Consider the following 17,955-nt stretch of genomic DNA (forward strand, 5'->3'; position numbering starts at 1 on the left):
ACCAGGCAAAGGAGCCCTGAGAAGATGCCCACCCTCGAACAGGCCATCGCCACCTTCGGCGTCACCGTCGACGAGCACCTCGACCGCCAGGCCGAGATCCCCATCCTGTCCGGCCTGCAGTTCCAGGGCGACGTCGCCGTCGTACCGGTCAACAGGGAGCCGGCCCGTACCCCGATACCCGAGGCCGGCGTCCCCGTCGTCCGCGGTCAGGCCGAGGCCAACACCCACCTGCTGCTCGCCACCGGCAAGGCGTACTTCGCCGCGGAGCAGCGCTTCGACGGCCTGGTGCTCGGCGTGCTGACGGTCGCGGAGGGGGCGACCGCCTTCCTCGCGCACCCCGAGCACGCCTACACCGGCATCGCGCCGGGCACGTACGAGCTGCGGCGCCAGCGCGAGCAGGCCGACCAGACCCGCTTCGTCGCCGACTGAGAGGGCACCGGCTCAGCCGAGGGCCTTCTCGAGCTGAGCCTTGCTCATCTTCGAACGGCCCTTGATGTCGCGGCGCTTGGCCTCCGCGTACAGCTGGTCCCTCGTACGGCCGCCCGCGCCGGCATGCGAGCGGAGCCCGCCGCGGCGGCTCGACGACATGTCCTTGGTGGACGTGCGGCTCGCGGTCCGCGATTCGCCTGCCCTGGCCCGTTCCTTGTTCACCGTGCGGGCGGCGATCTCGGTCGCGCGTTTGGCGCCCTCGCCCCGCTTCCTGGCACTGTCCTTGATGTGCTCGTATTGCCGTTCCCGCTTGCGGCTCGATCCGCGAGGCATATTTCCCCCTCGTGAGAACTGTGGTACGAGGCGCCCCCTACCCCGACGGAGACCACGAAACAAACGGACGTGCGCTGGTCGAGCCGGGTGAATGCCTAGGGCCGGGATTCCGGGGCAGTGCGGGAGTCTTTGAATGGATTTGAGGAGACTCCATGAGCGAGGCTGGAATTGCGGCCCGCCGGGCGGTGAAGAGCCCGGCGATGGACCGGCTGGCACGGGTCGGGCTGGTCTGCCGGGGCGTCCTCTACGGGCTGATCGGCGTGCTGGCGATCCAGATCGCGTTCGGCGGCGGCGGGCAGGAGGCCGACAAGAGCGGCGCGATCGGTACGGTCGCGGCGCTGCCGTTCGGGTCCGTCCTCTTGTGGGTCATGACGGCGGGTTTTGCCGCCCTGATCGTGTGGCAGGCGTCCGAAGCGGTCTTCGGCCATCTCAAACCCATCGAAAGGCTGGAGGCGGCGGGCCGCGCCGTGGTCTACGGAGTCGTCTGCTTCGCCCTGCTGACCCTGCTGCTGTCCGGCAAGTCCGGGTCCGACGACGAGAAGTCCCGTGACCTGACGGCGGAGTTGCTGGCGCTGCCCGCCGGGCAGCTCATCGTGGGCGTGGCCGGACTCGGCATCGCCGTGCTCGGCGTCTACGGGATGTGGCAGGGGATCAAGAAGGAGTTCCGCAAGGAGCTGCGGCCGATGCCGCCGCGCGCCCGCGCGGTGATGGATCGGCTCGGGGTGGCGGGTTACCTCGCCCGCGGGCTGATCGTCATGCTGGCCGGGGTCTTCGTGATCCAGGCGGCCATCACGTTCGACCCCGGCAAGGCCGGGGGCATCGACGCGACGCTGAGGACCTTCGCCGACACCCCGGCCGGCCCCTGGCTGCTGGCGGTGGTGGCGCTCGGGCTGGTGCTGTTCGGCGGTTACTGCCTGGGAGAGGCCCGCTGGAGACGCACATGAGACAGTACGCCGCCGCCCGGACGGCCGCCCGCCCCGGCTACGCCGTTCCGGGGGCTTCTGACGCCCGGGACCGGCCGGGGGTTTCCGAGGGCCGGGACCTGCGCCGGTAGAGGATCGCCCGGGCGGCCATCACGACGCAGGCGGTGCCGAGCAGCAGCCCCCAGAGGACGTCGGTGAAGAAGTGCATGCCGCGATAGAGACGGGAGAAGCCCACCGCGAGCGGCGCGGCGCCGCCGAGCACCCAGATCACCGCCCGGAGCGCCCCGCTTCGCACGTGCGCGGTCAGGACGAGCGCCATCCCGCAGTAGAACGCGACGGCGGCGCTGACGTGCCCGGAAGGGAAGCTGGAGGTGGGCGGGGCCGGGTCGAGGTGGCCCACCGGCGGCCGGTGCCGTCCGACGGCTTCGGTGGTGGCCAGGAAGACGAGCGACTGGCTCCAGACGGCCGCGACGAGGAAGATCGATTCGCGCCAGTGCCGTAACACGAGCCGGAGGACGATCGCCGCCGCGGCGGTGAGCGCCACGATGTACGGGGTGTCCGACAGGCTGCTGCCGAAGTCTGTGAGCGTGTTCCACAGGGAGGTCCGGTCCGTGGCCAGGGCCCGGCTCATGGCCGCTTCACCGGTCGGCCAGGCGAGGATCAGCCGGCCCGCGCCGTACGTCACCCCGGCCATGAGGAGCATCGGCAATAAGATCGTGGACGCGTAGTACCTGAGGTGCTCTTTGCTGCTCGTCGCCGCCTTCACCGCGTCCTGGCTACCCCAGAAGGCGGTCTTGATTCCTGCGCCGGCTTCCCGGCGATCCGCGAGCGAGGTCGGCGGCCTTGCCGGCAGCGCGGTGGCGTTCCTCGCCGGATGCGGCTGAAGACCGCCGCCACGGGTAGCCCTGACGGCATGTCCCCCACCGTGGCGGTCGTCGCGCACCGCAAGAAGACGCTCGGCGCAGGCCTGGACAGGCTACGCGCCCTCATCACCGAACAGGACGTCGGCGATCTGCTCTGGTACGAGGTGTCCAAGAGCAGGAAGGCGCCCAAGAAACTCCGCAAGGCGCTCGACCAGGGCCCCGACCTGGTTTTCGTGTGGGGCGGTGACGGCACGGTGCAACGGTGCGCCGACGAGCTGGCCGGCTCCGGGGTGCCGATGGCCGTGCTCCCCGCGGGCACCGCGAACCTGTTCGCCGCCAACGTCGGCATCCCCGCCGACCTGGAGGAGGCCGTGCGGATCGGCTTCCACGGGCGGCGCGCCAAGCTGGATCTGGGGGTGCTCAACGGCGAGCACTTCGCGGTGATGGCCGGGGCCGGGTTCGAGGCCGAGATGATCGCCGATGTCGGCGGGCAGGCCAAGCGGCGGTTGGGCAAGCTGAGCTACGTCAGGGCGGCCGTACGTCAAGCCGGCGGGCCGCTGGTGCCGATGCGGGTCGACCTCGACGGGACACCCTGGTTCGACGGGGAGGCGAGCTGCCTGCTGCTGGGCAACGTCAGCACGATCGCCGGCGGTGTGGAGGCGTTCGACGACGCCCGGCCGGACGACGGCTGGCTGGACGTCGGGGTCTCCACCGCCCAGGGGCCGATCCAGTGGGCCCGGGTGATCGGCAGGATGGCCACCGGACGCTCCGACGAGTCGCCCTTCGTGCGGATCACGCGGGCGAGGCAGGTGTCCGCCCGGTTCGGCGCGCCGCTGACGTACGAGCTCGACGGCGGCGAACGCGAGGCCACCAGCCGCATCGAGGCCGCGGTCGTGCCGGGCGCGCTCACGATCTGCCTGCCGGACGAGGGGTCCTGAGCCCGGCCCGGGCGGAGCTGGTCTTCCTCTCCGGGGGCGGGGTCAGCGCGCTCGCGGCACCGGAGATTCTCGTCGAGGTCGAGGCGGTGGCCATGGTGCCCGGCGGCTCCGGAAAACTCGGCGCGCTCTTTTCCGGCGGGGTGTCGCGTTTGGCGACGATTTTCAGGGGCAGCGGGACGACATACGCGCATAACGCGCGAACGCGGTGACCGTGCGAGCATCCCTGGGCGAATTCCAGAAAGCAAGAAAGGCTGGCGGATTCGTTTCCCAGCGGTCCCGGTGAGCATTCCGACGAAACGATGAGATGATGTCAGATTTACTGCTCCACCACCGCCACCTGCCCGGAATCACGGTCGTCACGATCGCCGGAGAGCTCGACGGCACCAACAACGAGGCGCTTGAGAGTTATATCAAGGACGCGCGCCGAGCTTCCGGCGAACAACTGGTGCTGGATCTGACCGAGCCCAGTTTCATGGACAGTTCCGGCCTTCGCGTCCTGCTGGATACTTATCATCTCACCAGTCGCGAGGGCGCCCACGTGCAGCTCGGGAATCCGCGGGGCGAGCCCGCCAGGCTCCTTTCCGCGACGAAGGTGGACACCATTCTGCGCGCCCATTCCAGCGTCACCGAGGCGATTGACGAGGCGTCGAAGCCCGAACCGATCGCCGCGGAGTCCCGTCAGCTCCCGTCGTAGATCCCCGCACCCCCATCCCCCGGGCCTGCTCCCGAGGTCGGCGGCTGCCCGCCGCCACGCCTGCCAGGCCTTGGCCAGCGTGGTCTGCACCAGGTCCTCGGCCATGCCCCAGTCACCCGTGAGCAGGTAGGCGGTACGGCGCAGGCGCCCCGACCGGGCTGTCGCATACTCAGCGAATCCATTCATCACCGATGACTACTCGCCGGGGTCCCGGAACCGGATGACAGCCGTTCCTGAGTTTTCTTCGCCGCCGCCTCGCGGGAGGCCGGCGCCACACACCTCTCCGTCAACACCATGAACGCGGGCCTGGGCTCCGTGGACGATCACCTCGCCGCGCTGGAGAGCACGGCCGACGCGCTGGGGCTGCGGGAGGGCTGCCCGCGACCGCGAGGTTTCCGCCGCGAAAGCGTTGACCATCCGGAGGGATGAAAGTAACTTTCGGGTGGCAGTCCGCCTTGCACGAAAATTTACCGGCATGCGAGGACTGGGAGGACAAGATGCGTTATCCGCGATTATTGGTGCTGGTGGCGGCGACGGTTCTCGGGGCGACGCCGGCCGTGCAGGCAGACGACGGGGTCGATCGCTGGATCCGTAAAAAGATCGCGAGCATGAGCCTTGAGGAGAAGGTCGGACAGCTCTTCGCGGCGAACGTCTACGGGGAGAGCGGCGACACGACCAGCCCCGCGGACGTGGCCGCCAACCAGACCATGTACGGACCGGACATCAGGAACGGCGACGACCTCATCGCCAGGTACAAGCTCGGCGCGATCCTCTATTTCCGCTGGTCCAACAACCTCAACGACCCGGTCAGGACGGCGGGGCTGTCCAACGACCTGCAGCGGGCGGCGCTGGCGCAGCCGGCCGGGATCCCGCTCCTGATCGCCACCGACCAGGAGCACGGGGCCGTCTACCGGCTCGACGAGCCGTTCACCGCCTTCCCCGGGCAGATGGCGCTCGGGGCCACCCGCAGCGCGGCCCAGGCGCTGGCCGCGGGGAAGGCCACCGGCCAGGAGCTGGCCGCGATCGGCATCAACCAGAACTACGCTCCGGTCGCCGACGTCAACATCGACCCGGGCAACCCGGTGATCGGCGTGCGCTCGTTCGGGGAGGACCCCGGTCTCGTGTCGGACCTGACCCGCGCCTCCGTCCGCGGCCTGCAGCAGGGCGGCGTCTCGGCCTCCGTCAAGCACTTCCCCGGCCACGGCGACACGATCAACGACAGCCACGACAGCGTGCCGTGGATCTTCCACACGAAGGAGGAGTGGGAGCGGATCGACGCGCCCCCGTTCCGGGCCGGCATCGCCGCGGGCGCCGACATGATCATGACGGCGCACGTCATCATGCCGTACCTGCAGAGCGACTGCGACGTGGTCACCCAGGAGGGCTGCGACCCCGCCACGCTCGACCCGGAGATCATGACCGGGCTGCTCCGCGACGAGCTCGGCTACGACGGCGTGGTGGTCACAGACTCGCTGTCCATGCAGGGCGTACGCGACAAGTACGGTGACGACCGCATCCCGGTGCTCGCGCTCAAGGCCGGCGTCGACATGCTGATGATGGTCGACGACACGACGAGCACGCTCTCCCTCGAGGTCGCCTACAACGCCGTGCTCGACGCCGTCCGCTCGGGTGAGCTGACCGAGGAGCGCATCGACGAGTCCGTCCACCGGATCCTGCTCCTGAAGCGGAAGCGCGGCTTCTTCCACGGTGACCAGCAGGTGGACGAGCGCAAGGTGCCCGACCGCGTCGGCACCCGCGCGCACGAGGCGCTCGCCCGCACGGTCGCCGAGCACAGCGTGACGCTCGTCCGGAACGACAACGGCGTGCTGCCGCTGAGGAACACCCGGCAGCGGGTGCTGGTGACCGGCTACCGCAACGTCACGCCGCCGTCGGTCAAGATCCCGCCGGCCGAGCGGCTGGCCCGGGCCATCAGCGATCTCGGCGCCACCACCGAGCTGTTCGAGACGGGCACCGCCCCCGGCGCGGCCACCATCGACGCCGCCGTGGCCAGGGCCGACTCCAGCGACGCGGTCGTGGTCACCACGGTCAACGCCGCCGGCTCGGCCGCCCAGCGCAACCTCGTCAACGCGCTGCTCGCCACCGGCAAGCCCGTCGCCGTCGTCGCCGCCCGGAACCCGTACGACATCGCCGGTCTCCCCGGAGCGTCGACGTACCTCGCGACGTACTCGTGGGAGAAGCCGGCGATGGAGGCCACCGCGCGGGTGCTGTTCGGCCTGGCCAAACCGAAGGGCAAACTGCCGGTCACGATCCCGGCCGCCGACGGCTCGGTGCTCTACCCCTACGGACACAGCCTGAGATACTGACTCTCCCCCAGGATGGAGCAGCACCTGATGGGCCACTTCCTCTCCCGGCGGTCCATCCTGTCCACCGCGGCTGTCGCCGTGGCCGGGACAGGCATGGGCATCCCCTCCCTCGACGACCGTTCGCGGCATCGGACGCTGCAGACCGGCGTCCAGGTCCTGATGTCCGACGACTACGAGCTGGTACGGGGCCAGAAGGTCGGCATCGTGACCAACCCCACCGGCATCCTGCCGGACCTCCGCCACGAGGTCGACGTGATGGCCGCCAGCGACGCGATCGAGCTCACCGCGGTGTTCGGCCCCGAGCACGGGTTCCGCGGCGCGGCCCAGGCGGGCGGCTCCGAAGGGTTCTACGTGGACGAGCAGACCGGGCTGCCGGTCTACGACGCCTACCAGAAGAGCGGGCAGGCGCTGGCCGACATCTTCACCAGGTCGGGCGTGGACACGATCATGTTCGACATCCAGGACGCGGGCGCCCGCTTCTACACCTACATCTGGTCGATGTTCGACTCCATGCAGGCCGCGGTGCTGGCCGGCAAGCGGTTCGTGGTCCTCGACCGGCCGAATCCGATCAGCGGCCGCCGGGCCTACGGGCCCATCATGACGCCGCAGTTCTCCACATTCGTCGGCCGGGAGGCGATCTCCCAGGCGCACGGCATGACCGTGGGCGAGCTGGCGAGGCTGTTCGACGCCGAGTTCCTGGGCGGGCAGGTCGACCTGACGGTCGTGGAGATGCGCGGCTGGAAGCGGGACCAGGTCTACGAGGACTCCGGCCTGCCCTGGGTCCTGCCGTCGCCGAACATGCCGACCGTGGACACCGCGATCGTCTACCCGGGCACCGGCATGTTCGAGGGCACCAACCTGTCGGAGGGACGGGGCACGACCCGGCCCTTCGAGCTCATCGGCGCCCCGTACGTGGACCACCGGTGGGCCGACGCGCTCAACGAGCTGGAGCTGCCCGGCGCCGCGTTCCGGCCGGCCTACTTCACGCCGACGTTCTCCAAGCACGTGAACACGCTGTGCGCCGGGGTCCAGCTCTACGTCACGGACCGGGAGGCGTTCGATCCGGTCAAGACGGGCGTCGCGATGCTCGTCACGGCCAAGCGGGTCTACCCGGGCGACTTCGCCTGGCGTTACGACTCCTACGACCCGGCGCGGCCGTACTGGATCGACAAGCTGACCGGCTCGACCCAGGTCCGGACCGACATCGACGCCGGCAAGGGCCTGGACGAGGTCGAGCGCGGCTGGGCGGGCCCGCTCAAGGAGTTCGCCGACAAGCGCCGGCGGCACCTGATCTACCGCGGGGGGAACTAGTGGCGCGTCCGTTTCTCGTCGTCCTGATCGCGGCGGCGCTCGCCATGGCGGCCTCAGTGCCCGCTGCGGCGGCCGTGACCGGGCCGCCGACCGTCACCGCCGCCGACGTGCGCTTCGCCGACAAGGAGCTGCGCTACGGCCCGGCCCGCCTGGCGGGCCTGCTCCCGGAGTACGTGGACCGGATCGCGCCCGACGCCGCCGCGTTCATGCGGCCCTCGCCGACCCGGCCGCTCTACCCGGGAGCGGTCGTGATCGCCGGGCGGGACGGTGTGATCGCCACCCACGAGGCGATGGGCGAGGCGGTGCGCTACGCCGACTCCACGCCGGTCGAGCTGCCGCCGGAGCAGCAGATCCCGATGCGCCGGGACACGATCTTCGACCTGGCGTCGGTGTCCAAGCTGTTCACGTCGATCGTGGCCGTGCAGCAGATCGAGCGCGGCCGGATCGGGCTCGACGTCCCGGTGACCACCTACATCCCGGAGTTCGGGGCGAGCGGCAAGGGCGGGATCACGGTCCGGCACCTGCTCACCCACACCTCCGGGCTGCCGTCGTGGATCCCGCTGCACACCGCCCCGACCCTGGAGGCGCGCTACGCCGCCGTGTGGAACGTCGTGCCGGCGAGCCCGCCCGACACGGTCTACGTCTATTCCGATCTCAACCTGATCACGCTCGGCGTGATCGTGGAGCGGGTGACCGGCAAGCGGCTCGACGCGGTCGTCGCGGAGGGCCTGACCGGGCCGCTCGGGATGCGCGACACCGGGTACAACCCGGACCCGGCGCTCAGACCGCGCATCGCCGCCACCGAGTTCCAGACCACGACGGAGCCCGACCGCGGCATGGTCTGGGGCCAGGTACACGACGAGAACGCCTGGTCGCTCGGCGGCGTCGCCGGCCACGCCGGGGTCTTCTCCACGGCCCACGACCTGGCCGTGCTGGCCCAGACGCTGCTCAACGGCGGTCACTACGGCCGGGCGCGCGTCCTGTCGAAGGACTCGGTACGGCTGCTGCTGACGAACTTCAACACCGCCTTCCCCGGCAACTCACACGGCCTCGGCTTCGAGCTCGACCAGATGTGGTACATGGACGGGCTCTCCTCACCGGTGACCGGCGGCCACACCGGTTACACCGGGACGTCGTTCGTCATCGACCCGCTGTCCGGCTCGTTCGTGATCCTGCTGACCAACCGGGTGCACCCCAGCCGGGACTGGGGCTCCAACAACCCGGCCCGCCGGGCGGTCGCCCGCGACCTGGCGCTGGCCCTTCCGGTGCGGCCGGCCGAGGGACGGGACGCCTGGTTCTCCGGGGTCGGGGACGCCCGGACGGCGACGCTCACGCTGCCGGTCGGCACACCCCGGGGCGGGCGGCTCTCCTTCGCGCTCTGGTACGACACGGAGGCGAACTCCGATCTCGGATCCCTGGAGGCCAGCACCGACGGCGGCGCCACCTGGAGCCCGGTGCCGATGGAGCTGAGCGCCGGTCATCACCGCTGGTCGTCGGACGGCACGTTCTCGGGTTTCCAGGGTCGCCAGTGGCTGCGCGCGCGGGCACAGCTCACCGCCGGGACCACCGGGCTACGGTGGCGGTACGCGAGCGACGCCCTCTACCAGGGCCGCGGCGTCTACGTGGACGAGGTGCGGATCAGCGGCCCCGGCGTGCGCTTCGACGACCGGAGCCCGCGCGACGCCGCCCTGTTCGCCGCCGACGGCTGGACCCGATCCCCGCACTGACTCAGCGCCGGCCGCGGCGGGCGGTGCCGAAGATGGACCTGGTGATCTCCCGCCCGAGGGCGGAGGCGGCCGACCGCGCGAAGGAGCGGAGCTCTTTGGACTCCAGCACGCTCTCCAGCACGGTCTGCCTCCGGTCCGGCCCGGCCGAGGGCTCGCGGGTGGCCGGCTCCGGAGCCTCGGCCTGCTGCTCGGCGGCCAGCTTGGCCGTCAGGAGCTCGTACGCCGACTGGCGGTCGACCGCCGTGCCGTACTTCTGCCGGAGCGGCGAGGCGGCGATGATCCGCTGGATCACGTCCGGGCCTGAGGGCGCCATGAGCGACTGCGGGGCGCGCAGCCGCGTCCAGGCCACGGGGGTCGGCGCGCCCGTCTCCGACAGGACCGTGACGACCGCCTCGCCGATGCCGAGCTCGGTGAGCAGCCGCTCCAGGTCGTAGGAGGACTTGGGGAAGGTGGAGACGGTGGCCTTGAGCGCCTTGGCGTCCTGCGGGGTGAAGGCGCGCTGGGCGTGCTGCACCCGGGCGCCGAGCTGGGCCAGCACGCCGGCGGGCACGTCGTCCGGCGACTGGGTGACGAAGAAGACGCCCACGCCCTTCGACCGGATCAGCCGTACGGTCTGGACGATCGACTGCAGGAACGCCTTGGACGCGTCGTTGAACAGCAGGTGCGCCTCGTCGAAGAAGAACACCAGCTTCGGCTTGTCGGCATCGCCCACCTCTGGCAGCACCTGGAAGAGATCGGCGAGCAGCCACATGAGGAAGGTCGAGAAGAGCCGCGGCCGGTCCTGCACGGCGGGCAGCTCCAGAACGGAGATCGCCCCCTGCCCGTCCGCCGTCACGCGGAGCAGGTCGCGCACGTCGAACTCCGGCTCGCCGAAGAACGCCTCCGCCCCCTGGGCCTCGAAGTTGGTCAGCGCGCGGAGGATGACCCCGGCCGTCGCCGCCGACAGCCCGCCGATCCCGCTCAGCGCCTCCGGCGTGGCGGTCAGGTAGCGGATGACCGCGATCAGGTCCTTGAGGTCCAGCAGTGGCAGCCCGTGCTTGTCGGCGAAGTAGAAGATCAGCCCGAGCGACGACTCCTGCGTCTCGTTGAGCCCGAGCACCTTGGCGAGCAGGGTCGGGCCGAAGGCGGTCATGGTGGCGCGGATCGGGACGCCCTCCCCCTGACCGCCCAGGGAGAGGAACTCCGCCGGGCAGGCCGTCGGCTGCCACGCCTGCCCGATCTCGGTGGCCCGCCGGTTGACGCGTTCGGAGGGCGCGCCGGGCGAGGCGAGGCCCGACAGGTCGCCCTTGATGTCGGCGAGGAAGACCGGGACGCCCTGGGCGGAAAGCTGCTCCGCCATGAGCTGGAGGGTCTTCGTCTTGCCCGTGCCGGTGGCCCCCGCCACCAGGCCGTGCCGGTTGAGCATGCTCAGGGCGATCCGGATCTGCTCCTCGGGATCGGCGGTGCCGTCCTCCCGTACCAGGGCCCCGAGCCGCAGCGCCGGTCCCGTGACGTCGTACCCCTGCATCGTCTCTCCCCCGCCGCCCGACGTGCCGCCCACCCCCGAGGCGGGACCGCCGAGCGGCTGCTCTGCACAGGTAGTTACCCCGAGGGAGGAACCTGTCACAATTGCGCGTGTCCACCGAAGGGACGACCTTGTGACCGAGATCCGCATCAACCGCGAGCGCCTCTGGCGCGACCTCATGGAGCTCAAGGAGATCGGCGGCTACGACGACGAGGCCACCGGGCTGCGCGGCGTCAGGCGGCTCGCCCTCACCGACGAGGACGCCGAGGCCCGCCGGCTGGTGATGTCGTGGATGAGACAGGCCGGGCTGAGGGTTCGCGTCGACCGCATCGGCAACGTCTACGGCGAGCGGGCCGGCGAGGAGCCCGGGCTGCCGTGCGTGCTGATGGGCAGCCACATCGACACCGTGGCCACCGGCGGGGCGTTCGACGGCACGCTCGGCGTCCTCGGCGGCATCGAGGTGATGCGGACGCTGAACGAGGCGGGCATCCGCACCCGGCGGCCGATCGAGATCGGCTTCTTCACCGAGGAGGAGGGCGTCCGCTTCGGCACCGACATGCTGGGGTCGGCGGTGACGGCCGGGCGGCTGACGCTGGAATACGCCCACCACCTCACCGACGCCGGCGGGGCGACCGTCAAGGAGGAGCTGGTACGGATCGGCTTCGACGGCGACGCGCCCGAGATCCGGCCCGTTCCGCACGCCTACATCGAGTGCCACATCGAGCAGGGGCCCATCCTGGCCACCGCCGGGGTCGACATCGGCATCGTCACCGGGGTCCAGTCCATCTCCTGGCAGCGGCTCACCCTGCGCGGCGAGGCCGCGCACGCGGGCACCACCCCCATCGGGAGCCGCGCCGACGCGGGACTCGCCGCCGCCGAGGTGATCGTCGAGATCCGCCGCATGTGCGACTCAGGAGAGTACGGACAGCTCCGGGGCACCGTCGGCGACCTCCGGCTCATGCCCGGGCAGACCAACGTGATCCCCAGTGACGCGACGCTGACCGTGGACCTGCGCAACCCCGACGACACCCGGATGACGGCCGCCGAGAGGCACCTGGCCCAGCACGTCGAGGCCCTGGCGGCCCGGCACCGGGTCACCGCCACGTGGGAGCGCATGGCCAAGACCGCGGTGATCCCCTTCGACCGGGGCGTCCAGGACGTCATCGCGGAGACCGCCGACGCGCTGGGCCTGCCCTACGTACGGGCGATGTCCGGCGCCGGGCACGACGCCCAGGAGATCGCCGCCATCTGCCCGGCCGCCATGGTCTTCGTGGCCGGCGAGAACGGCGGCGTCAGCCACACGCCCCGCGAGTATTCCAGCCCGTCGGCCTGCGGCAACGGCATCGACGTGCTGGCCAACGCCATCCTGCGCCTGGCCGGGAAAGCGTGAGGCCGGGTCCCGCCGTGGCGGAGCCCGGCCTCGGGCGTTCTCAGAGCTTCAGGCCCACCAGCAGCGGGTCGTGGTCGGAGGAGCGGAAGGGGTCGGGGGCGTACAGGTAGGGCGGGTTGTACTCGGTGTTGTAGTCCATGAACCGGCCCTCGTCGGCGTTGACGTGCCAGATCGTGGCGCCGGTCACCAGCCTGCGCGCGCTCTTGTCGGCCAGCGCGTGGTCGAGCTCGCCGGACAGGCCGTCGAACACGTAGCTGTAGCGGTCGTCCTTCGCCACGTACTTCTTGCTCAGGCTGGTCAGCCCGGCCTCCTCGAAGGCGTGGATCGGGTCCTCCTCGCCGTAGGCGTTGATGTCGCCGAGGACGAGGACGTTCTTCAGTCGCAGGTCGTCGATCAGCGACAGCACGGCCTTGGCCTGCTTGACGCGCTTGGCGTTGTAGCAGCTCTGCCCGTCGCCCTGGTCGGCGTCGTCACCGGTGGCCGGGCCGTCGAAGTCGGTGCAGCCCTTGGACTTGAAGTGGTTCACCACCACCGTCAAGGTCTCGCCCCGCCCGTCGGCCTTGCCGAAGGTCTGCACCAGCGGCGGCCGGTTGAAGATCGGGTCGGACGACGACCGCGGGCCGCCGCTCGGGTGCACCTTGGCCGGCTGGTAGATCAGCGCGGTCTGGATGGCGTCGGTGCCCGGGTTCGGGTGCGTGATCGCCTTGTACGTACCGGCGCCGGCCTTGGCGTTGAGCGCGTCGACCAGGGCGTTGAGCGCCACGTCGTCGTTGCGCTCGACCTCCATCAGCCCGGCCACGGCCGGGTTGAGCGTCGTGATGTTGGCGACCAGCTTGGCGAGCTGGCGGTCCCGCTCGGCGGCGGTCGTGGCGCCCCGGGAGCCGAGCGTGGTGAACCAGTTGAGGGTGTTGAGGCTGGCCACCCGGAGGTTGCCACCGACCCCCGCCGGGCGGGCCGGGCGGCGGTTCGCGGCGGTGAGGACCACCGGCTCGGTCGGCTGGACGCGATAGACGTCGAAGCCGTAGGAGAGGACGCCGGTCAGGTCCCGCACCTCGTCGCCGACCCGGACGGTGTTCGAGCCCTTGGTGTGGTACGGCAGCGTGGGCGGGTTCTGCGCGTTCGAGCCGTCGTCGAGCAGGATCGTGCGCCGCGCGTCCTTCTCGGTGTCGACGCCCGTGCGGTCGGTCGGTTGCCACAGGCGGCTGCCACCGGAGAGGGTGATCTCGCCGTAACGGCCCAGGTTGTAGATCTCGGACACGGCGAGGTCGCCGTCGAAGGTGACGAGCATGCCCTCGTAGCGCTCGAAGGTGGTGTCCTTCTTGATCGGCAGCTTCAGCTCCGTCGGCTTGACCGTGCCGGTGCCGCAGACGTTCACCGCGGTGGCCGGGGAGATCTCGGTGAGGCCGTTGTACTCGATCGCCTTGCCGGAGACGAGCACCCGGTCACCGGTCTTGACCGGCGTGGCGGAGAACACGAACAGGCCCTCGGAGGTCGCCGGGTCCCTGTCCGGCCTGACGGCCTGGAGGTTGAAGCCGCCGAGCCCGCCGGTGCCCTGGAAGGAGCCGGTGACGACGCCCTCGACGCGGACGTTCTGGCCCTGGACCGGGCTCGTCTCCCCGTTGCCCTGCACCTGCGAGATCAGGTGCGTGGGCGCGGTGTCGCAGTCCTCGGGCGTCGTGGTCGGGGTGGGCGTCGGGGACGGGTCGCCGCCGCCCTCGCAGGGGGCCGCGGTGGTGGCGCTGTTGCGCGGCGCGGGGGCCGCGGTCTCGAAGTCGGCGCCGTTGTCGTCGGTGTCGGCGCAGCCTGCGCTCTTGCGGAACGCGCCGGTGGCGTTGGTGAGCGCGGGGGCGGGCGAACCCTCGGAGAAGTTCGCGCTGCCGTACCCGACCAGGTCGGCGAGCAGCGCGAGCTGGTCGCCGGAGCACGGGGTGGTGGAGCCGTTGCAGGCCAGGCCGTCCGCCGAGCGGACCAGCGCCACCTTGCCGGCGGTGCCGCTCATGTTGATGCCCCCGACGGTGTCGGGCTGGGGCAGCGCGCCGCTGGGGGTGGTGCCCGCGGCGAGCTGCACGAGGTGGTACTGGCCCGGGGCGAGGGTGCCGGTGAGGTCGGCCTTGTTGGAGCCGAAGTTCCCGGTGCCGGCGGCGCTGGTGTACTGCACGGACCAGCCGTCCAGCGACACGGGAGCGCCACTCCGGTTGAAGAGCTCAACGTAGTCGTTGGTCAGGGGGGCGCCGGAGTTGCCCCCTCCGCCGTAGACCTGGCTGATGACCACGGTTCCGGGCGCTGCGGCCACGGAGGGTGATGTGAGGGCGGCGATCGAGCCGGCGACGACGCCGGCTGCCACGAGGACCGCCAAGATCCGGGACTTAGCACGCATGCCGGGGAGCGTAAACCTACAAACGGCAAAAACCTTGTATATGGCATGGACGGATCATGAAATCTGAAATATTGACACCTTCTGTCCATGCGGAGGCCGCGAATCTGTCGTCATCGGCCGATGCGGAACCGCCGCCGAGCCCTGCCGCGCCACCTGGAGATCACCCGGGGCGCCCGATCGCGTACACGTTGTGGGCGATTCCCTCGATAGCGCCTCTGACCTGCAAAGATGCCGTGTCGCCAGGTATCGCGAAGGCGGGTGTTGTGGTAAATCCAGGACCGAAGGGTTGCGCCCGGTCGTTGAGGCTGATCCCGCGGAGTGAGGGGACCCGAAAATGGTTGAGGGCAGCCACCGTCCGTTGCGCCTCATACTGCTCGGAGGGTTCCGGCTGATGGCCGGGGACGAGCAACTCACCGTTTCCAGTGGCTCGGAACGCCTGCTGGCGCTCATCGCCATCGGCCGGCGAACGGTCCCCCGCGCCATGGTCGCCTCGACATTGTGGCCCGGGGCACCGGAGCGGCGCGCGCAGGCCAGTCTGCGTTCCGCGCTGGCCCGCCTGGACGAGGTCGGCCGGCGCATGTTGCTGGTGGACTCGAGCGAGATCGGACTCGACCCACGCACCAGCGTGGACTTCGAGGAGGGCCGGTCGCTGGCACGCCGCCTGCTCGACCCCGATCCGTCCGCCGGGAGTGACGACGTCCACGCCCAGGCCATCGAGACGCTGTCCGACGGGCTGCTGCCCGGCTGGTACGAGGAGTGGATGCTGGCCGCGTCGGACGAGTGGGACCAGCTACGGCTGCACGCGCTGGAGGCGTTGTCGGCGCATTTCATCAAGGCCGGGCGGTTCGCCGACGCCGTGGCCGCGGCAAGTGTGGCCACGCACACCGAGCCGCTGCGGGAAAGCGCTTGCGCCGCGCTGATTGCGGCATATCTGGCGGAGGGTAATCAAGTGGAAGCGTTGCGCCATTTCCGCGAATATGAGAGTAACCTCCGCGCAGAACTCGGCATCGGTCCGACCTCTCGTTTGTGCGACCTGGTCGTGGATCTGCACGTGGGTCGTGATCAGTGATTCCGCTCGCGGTGACGCACCCGTCACGCCGGCATCACGGCGCGGTGACAGGGCTCTCCTGAACCTGTTGGTACGAACACCGGCTCATCGCGGACAGGATGCGAACCTTCCGCATGGGTCGGTGAACAGGAGGGAGAGCAGCATGCGCTTCAACCCGGTTGTGGTGCTGGCTGGCCCAGCGCTGATCACCGCGTTCTTCGTCGGACCGGTCGCAGGTACGCCTGCTTCCGCTGCTCAGGACTTCACTCGCACGAGCATGACCGATGCGCAGGACAGCGCGCCGATCGTCGCCGCGCCACCCAAGAAGAAGAAGAAAGCCAAGGAGAAGCAGCAGGCCAGGGAGCAGCAGTACAACAGGGGCCACAACGCCGGGTTCAACGACGGCCGAGCCGACTGCAAGGCCAACCGCGCCCATGACCTGCAGTACACCGGTGGCGGTGACTTCAAGCGCGGCTTCACCGAAGGTTACAACGCCGGCTTCCACAGCTGCACGCGGCCCGCGGGCACCATGCCGAAACCGGGCGCCCAGGGCGCCCCGCAGTAGCGGACTGGGCCCATTCCGCTGCGGTCTGGGGCCCCGCTTGTACGCACGTGTCATCCGGCTGCCGAACGGCGGCCGGGTGTCGCGTGTGTAGTGCGTCCAAGCCGTAAAAGTCCTCCCGAGCACCGGCGGCGGGCCCCGCTCCAGCCCATTGACACGTGTCCGTTACGCGGTTTAATTCGGCTAACCGATATCCGTTGACCGTTAACGAAACGCGCTGCCATGTACGAGATAACGTCCTTGCCCCAGGCCGCGACCCTCGGTGAGGAAGTGGTGAGGCGGCTGCGTTACCTCGTCATCACGGGCCGGCTGGCGCCCGGCACCCACCTCGTCGAGGACCGGCTGTCTGATCGCCTCGTCGGCCTGTGCCGGCGACCGCGCTCCCACCGCCTCCGCCGAGGCCGAGAAATATCCGTCGAAAGACCTCCATCTCATCGTGCACGCCGCCGCCGGCGGGGCGGAGGTCAGCGTCGCCAACTCCGGTCCCGGCTCCATCTGGGAGGCCGCGACCACGCTGCTCGGCAAGCAGGCCGGGGTCGGCTTCAAGCCGGTGCCCTTCGACGGGGGCGCGCCCGCCGGACTGCCGCAACCGGTCACGCGGCGCCTGCGCGACGCCGTGGCCAAGGCCGCCCAGTCGCCGGGCTTCACGCGGAGGCTCACCAAGGCGGGGGCGGTGCCGACCTATCACGGCGCGGAGGAGTTCACGTCCTTCGCCGAGCGGGAGTTCACGCGCTTCGCCGATGTCCTCCGGCCCGCCGGCTCGTGAGCGGGCGCGGTTCGAGCGTGATGAGGATGACGGGATCGAAGCGAGGCGCGGCGCCCGTACGGGAGATTCTGATCGGGGCCGGGGCGCTCGTCCTCGCGGTGGCCGCCCTGGGATCGTCGTGGGGCATCGAGTCGGCGGTGCGCAGTCATGACATCGGGCCGGCCGCCTGGCCCATCGTCCTGACCGGTTGCATGGGCGTGCTCGCGCTGACCGTCTCCGCGGTCGGCTCGCTGGTGGGCGGGCTCGCCGGAATCATCCTGTTCATGGTCGCGGCCACTCCGCTGGCGAGCGTGGCGCTGCGGTTCGGCCCGGCCGAGATGTTCGCGCTGGCGGTCTTCGGCCTCACCATGATGGTCAGCGTCGCGGAGGGGGCAACTGGTCAAGGGCCTGTTCGCCGGGCTGGCCGGCCTGCTCCTCGGCGTCGTCGGGCTCGACCCGATCACCGGTGACCCGCGGCTGACGTTCGGGGTGGAGGCGCTCACCTCCGGCCTGCCCTTCATCGCCGTGATCATCGGCCTCTTCGGCATCGCCGAGGTCTTCGAGCAGATGCTGACCCACCGCCGGGGTGAGAGCACCGTCATCACCCAGATGGGCCGCTGGACGCCCACCCGGGAGGAGCGGCGCGGGATCCGCAAGCCGATCGCCATCGGCAGCGGCGTCGGCGTGGTCGTCGGGGTCATGCCCGCCGCCGGCGGCGACATCGCGGGCCTGGTGTCCTGGACGCAGGCCAGGCGCTCGTCCCGGCATCCCGAGGAGTTCGGCAAGG

General features: G+C 70.6%; 18 protein-coding genes and 2 pseudogenes. 15 read left to right on the plus strand and 5 right to left on the minus strand.

The genetic code is table 11. The annotated features are described in order from the left end of the window. Positions 1-24 precede the first annotated feature (24 nt). The gene (locus tag ABGB18_RS28480; RefSeq protein WP_347698691.1) at positions 25-429 is read left to right on the plus strand and encodes a hypothetical protein; all 405 of its coding nucleotides are present in this window, start codon (positions 25-27) and stop codon (positions 427-429) included. Between the two features lie 12 nt (positions 430-441). Here ABGB18_RS28480 and ABGB18_RS28485 read toward each other — a convergent pair whose 3' ends face one another. Further along, positions 442-762 (minus strand): plasmid stabilization protein, encoded by a 321-nt coding sequence (locus tag ABGB18_RS28485; protein WP_347698692.1) that lies wholly within the window; start codon positions 760-762, stop codon positions 442-444. Positions 763-914: 152 nt separating this feature from the next. Between ABGB18_RS28485 and ABGB18_RS28490 the strand changes: the two genes are divergently transcribed. After that, positions 915-1,706, plus strand: coding sequence for a DUF1206 domain-containing protein (locus tag ABGB18_RS28490; RefSeq protein WP_347698693.1), 792 nt, complete (start codon positions 915-917; stop codon positions 1,704-1,706). A gap of 37 nt (positions 1,707-1,743) precedes the next feature. Here the strand turns inward: ABGB18_RS28490 and ABGB18_RS28495 are convergent, their stop codons facing one another. After that, a complete protein-coding gene (locus ABGB18_RS28495; RefSeq protein ID WP_347698694.1) occupies positions 1,744-2,388 on the minus strand; it encodes a phosphatase PAP2 family protein in 645 nt (214 codons plus the stop codon). A 40-nt stretch (positions 2,389-2,428) separates the two neighbouring features. On the opposite strand from ABGB18_RS28495, the gene ABGB18_RS28500 reads away from it, so the two are divergent. The 3 genes from ABGB18_RS28500 to ABGB18_RS28510 all read left to right on the plus strand — a co-directional run bounded on the left by ABGB18_RS28500 (position 2,429) and on the right by ABGB18_RS28510 (position 4,180). Continuing rightward, a complete protein-coding gene (locus ABGB18_RS28500) occupies positions 2,429-2,569 on the plus strand; it encodes a hypothetical protein (protein ID WP_347698695.1) in 141 nt (46 codons plus the stop codon). Positions 2,570-2,598: 29 nt separating this feature from the next. After that, a complete protein-coding gene (locus tag ABGB18_RS28505) occupies positions 2,599-3,486 on the plus strand; it encodes a diacylglycerol kinase family protein (RefSeq protein WP_347698696.1) in 888 nt (295 codons plus the stop codon). 304 nt (positions 3,487-3,790) lie between these two features. Then, positions 3,791-4,180: an STAS domain-containing protein gene (locus ABGB18_RS28510; RefSeq protein WP_347698697.1), complete on the plus strand. Its 390-nt coding sequence runs from the start codon at positions 3,791-3,793 to the stop codon at positions 4,178-4,180. A gap of 24 nt (positions 4,181-4,204) precedes the next feature. Here ABGB18_RS28510 and ABGB18_RS28515 read toward each other — a convergent pair. After that, positions 4,205-4,366: pseudogene (locus tag ABGB18_RS28515) on the minus strand (sigma factor); the annotation flags it as partial. A gap of 108 nt (positions 4,367-4,474) precedes the next feature. Between ABGB18_RS28515 and ABGB18_RS28520 the strand changes: the two are divergent. The 4 genes from ABGB18_RS28520 (at position 4,475) to ABGB18_RS28535 (ending at position 9,542) form a co-directional block, all read left to right on the plus strand. Next, positions 4,475-4,609 (plus strand): hypothetical protein, encoded by a 135-nt coding sequence (locus ABGB18_RS28520; protein ID WP_347698698.1) that lies wholly within the window; start codon positions 4,475-4,477, stop codon positions 4,607-4,609. Between the two features lie 68 nt (positions 4,610-4,677). Continuing rightward, positions 4,678-6,504, plus strand: a complete 1,827-nt coding sequence (locus tag ABGB18_RS28525) for a glycoside hydrolase family 3 protein (RefSeq protein WP_347698699.1) — start codon at positions 4,678-4,680, stop codon at positions 6,502-6,504. A gap of 12 nt (positions 6,505-6,516) precedes the next feature. After that, positions 6,517-7,815, plus strand: a complete 1,299-nt coding sequence (locus tag ABGB18_RS28530) for a DUF1343 domain-containing protein (protein WP_347698700.1) — start codon at positions 6,517-6,519, stop codon at positions 7,813-7,815. Beyond that, positions 7,815-9,542 (plus strand): serine hydrolase, encoded by a 1,728-nt coding sequence (locus ABGB18_RS28535; RefSeq protein WP_347698701.1) that lies wholly within the window; start codon positions 7,815-7,817, stop codon positions 9,540-9,542. Before ABGB18_RS28530 ends, ABGB18_RS28535 begins: the two co-directional genes overlap by 1 nt. A 1-nt stretch (position 9,543) precedes the next feature. Here the strand turns inward: ABGB18_RS28535 and ABGB18_RS28540 are convergent, their stop codons facing one another. Next, a complete protein-coding gene (locus ABGB18_RS28540; protein WP_347698702.1) occupies positions 9,544-11,049 on the minus strand; it encodes a helicase HerA-like domain-containing protein in 1,506 nt (501 codons plus the stop codon). A gap of 130 nt (positions 11,050-11,179) precedes the next feature. On the opposite strand from ABGB18_RS28540, the gene ABGB18_RS28545 reads away from it, so the two are divergent. Beyond that, positions 11,180-12,436 (plus strand): Zn-dependent hydrolase, encoded by a 1,257-nt coding sequence (locus ABGB18_RS28545; RefSeq protein ID WP_347698703.1) that lies wholly within the window; start codon positions 11,180-11,182, stop codon positions 12,434-12,436. A gap of 40 nt (positions 12,437-12,476) precedes the next feature. Here the strand turns inward: ABGB18_RS28545 and ABGB18_RS28550 are convergent, their stop codons facing one another. Then, on the minus strand, positions 12,477-14,813 hold the full coding sequence (locus tag ABGB18_RS28550; protein WP_347698704.1) for an ExeM/NucH family extracellular endonuclease: 2,337 nt from the start codon (positions 14,811-14,813) through the stop codon (positions 12,477-12,479). A gap of 391 nt (positions 14,814-15,204) precedes the next feature. On the opposite strand from ABGB18_RS28550, the gene ABGB18_RS28555 reads away from it, so the two are divergent. The 5 genes and pseudogenes from ABGB18_RS28555 to ABGB18_RS28575 all read left to right on the plus strand — a co-directional run. Continuing rightward, positions 15,205-15,882, plus strand: a complete 678-nt coding sequence (locus tag ABGB18_RS28555) for a BTAD domain-containing putative transcriptional regulator (protein WP_347698705.1) — start codon at positions 15,205-15,207, stop codon at positions 15,880-15,882. A gap of 142 nt (positions 15,883-16,024) precedes the next feature. Continuing rightward, positions 16,025-16,426: a hypothetical protein gene (locus tag ABGB18_RS28560; RefSeq protein ID WP_347698706.1), complete on the plus strand. Its 402-nt coding sequence runs from the start codon at positions 16,025-16,027 to the stop codon at positions 16,424-16,426. A 433-nt stretch (positions 16,427-16,859) separates the two neighbouring features. Then, positions 16,860-17,189 carry a hypothetical protein gene (locus ABGB18_RS28565; RefSeq protein ID WP_347698707.1) on the plus strand — a complete coding sequence of 110 codons (330 nt, stop codon included), beginning with the start codon at positions 16,860-16,862 and terminating at the stop codon, positions 17,187-17,189. Between the two features lie 26 nt (positions 17,190-17,215). After that, positions 17,216-17,638 (plus strand): tripartite tricarboxylate transporter permease, encoded by a 423-nt coding sequence (locus ABGB18_RS28570; protein WP_347698708.1) that lies wholly within the window; start codon positions 17,216-17,218, stop codon positions 17,636-17,638. Continuing rightward, a pseudogene (locus ABGB18_RS28575) lies at positions 17,598-17,954 on the plus strand (tripartite tricarboxylate transporter permease); the annotation flags it as partial. The gene ABGB18_RS28570 and the pseudogene ABGB18_RS28575, both read left to right, overlap by 41 nt. Between the last annotated feature and the right edge of the window lies 1 nt (position 17,955).

It is taken from the genome of Nonomuraea sp. B12E4 (assembly GCF_039871825.1).
GTDB lineage: Bacteria > Actinomycetota > Actinomycetes > Streptosporangiales > Streptosporangiaceae > Nonomuraea.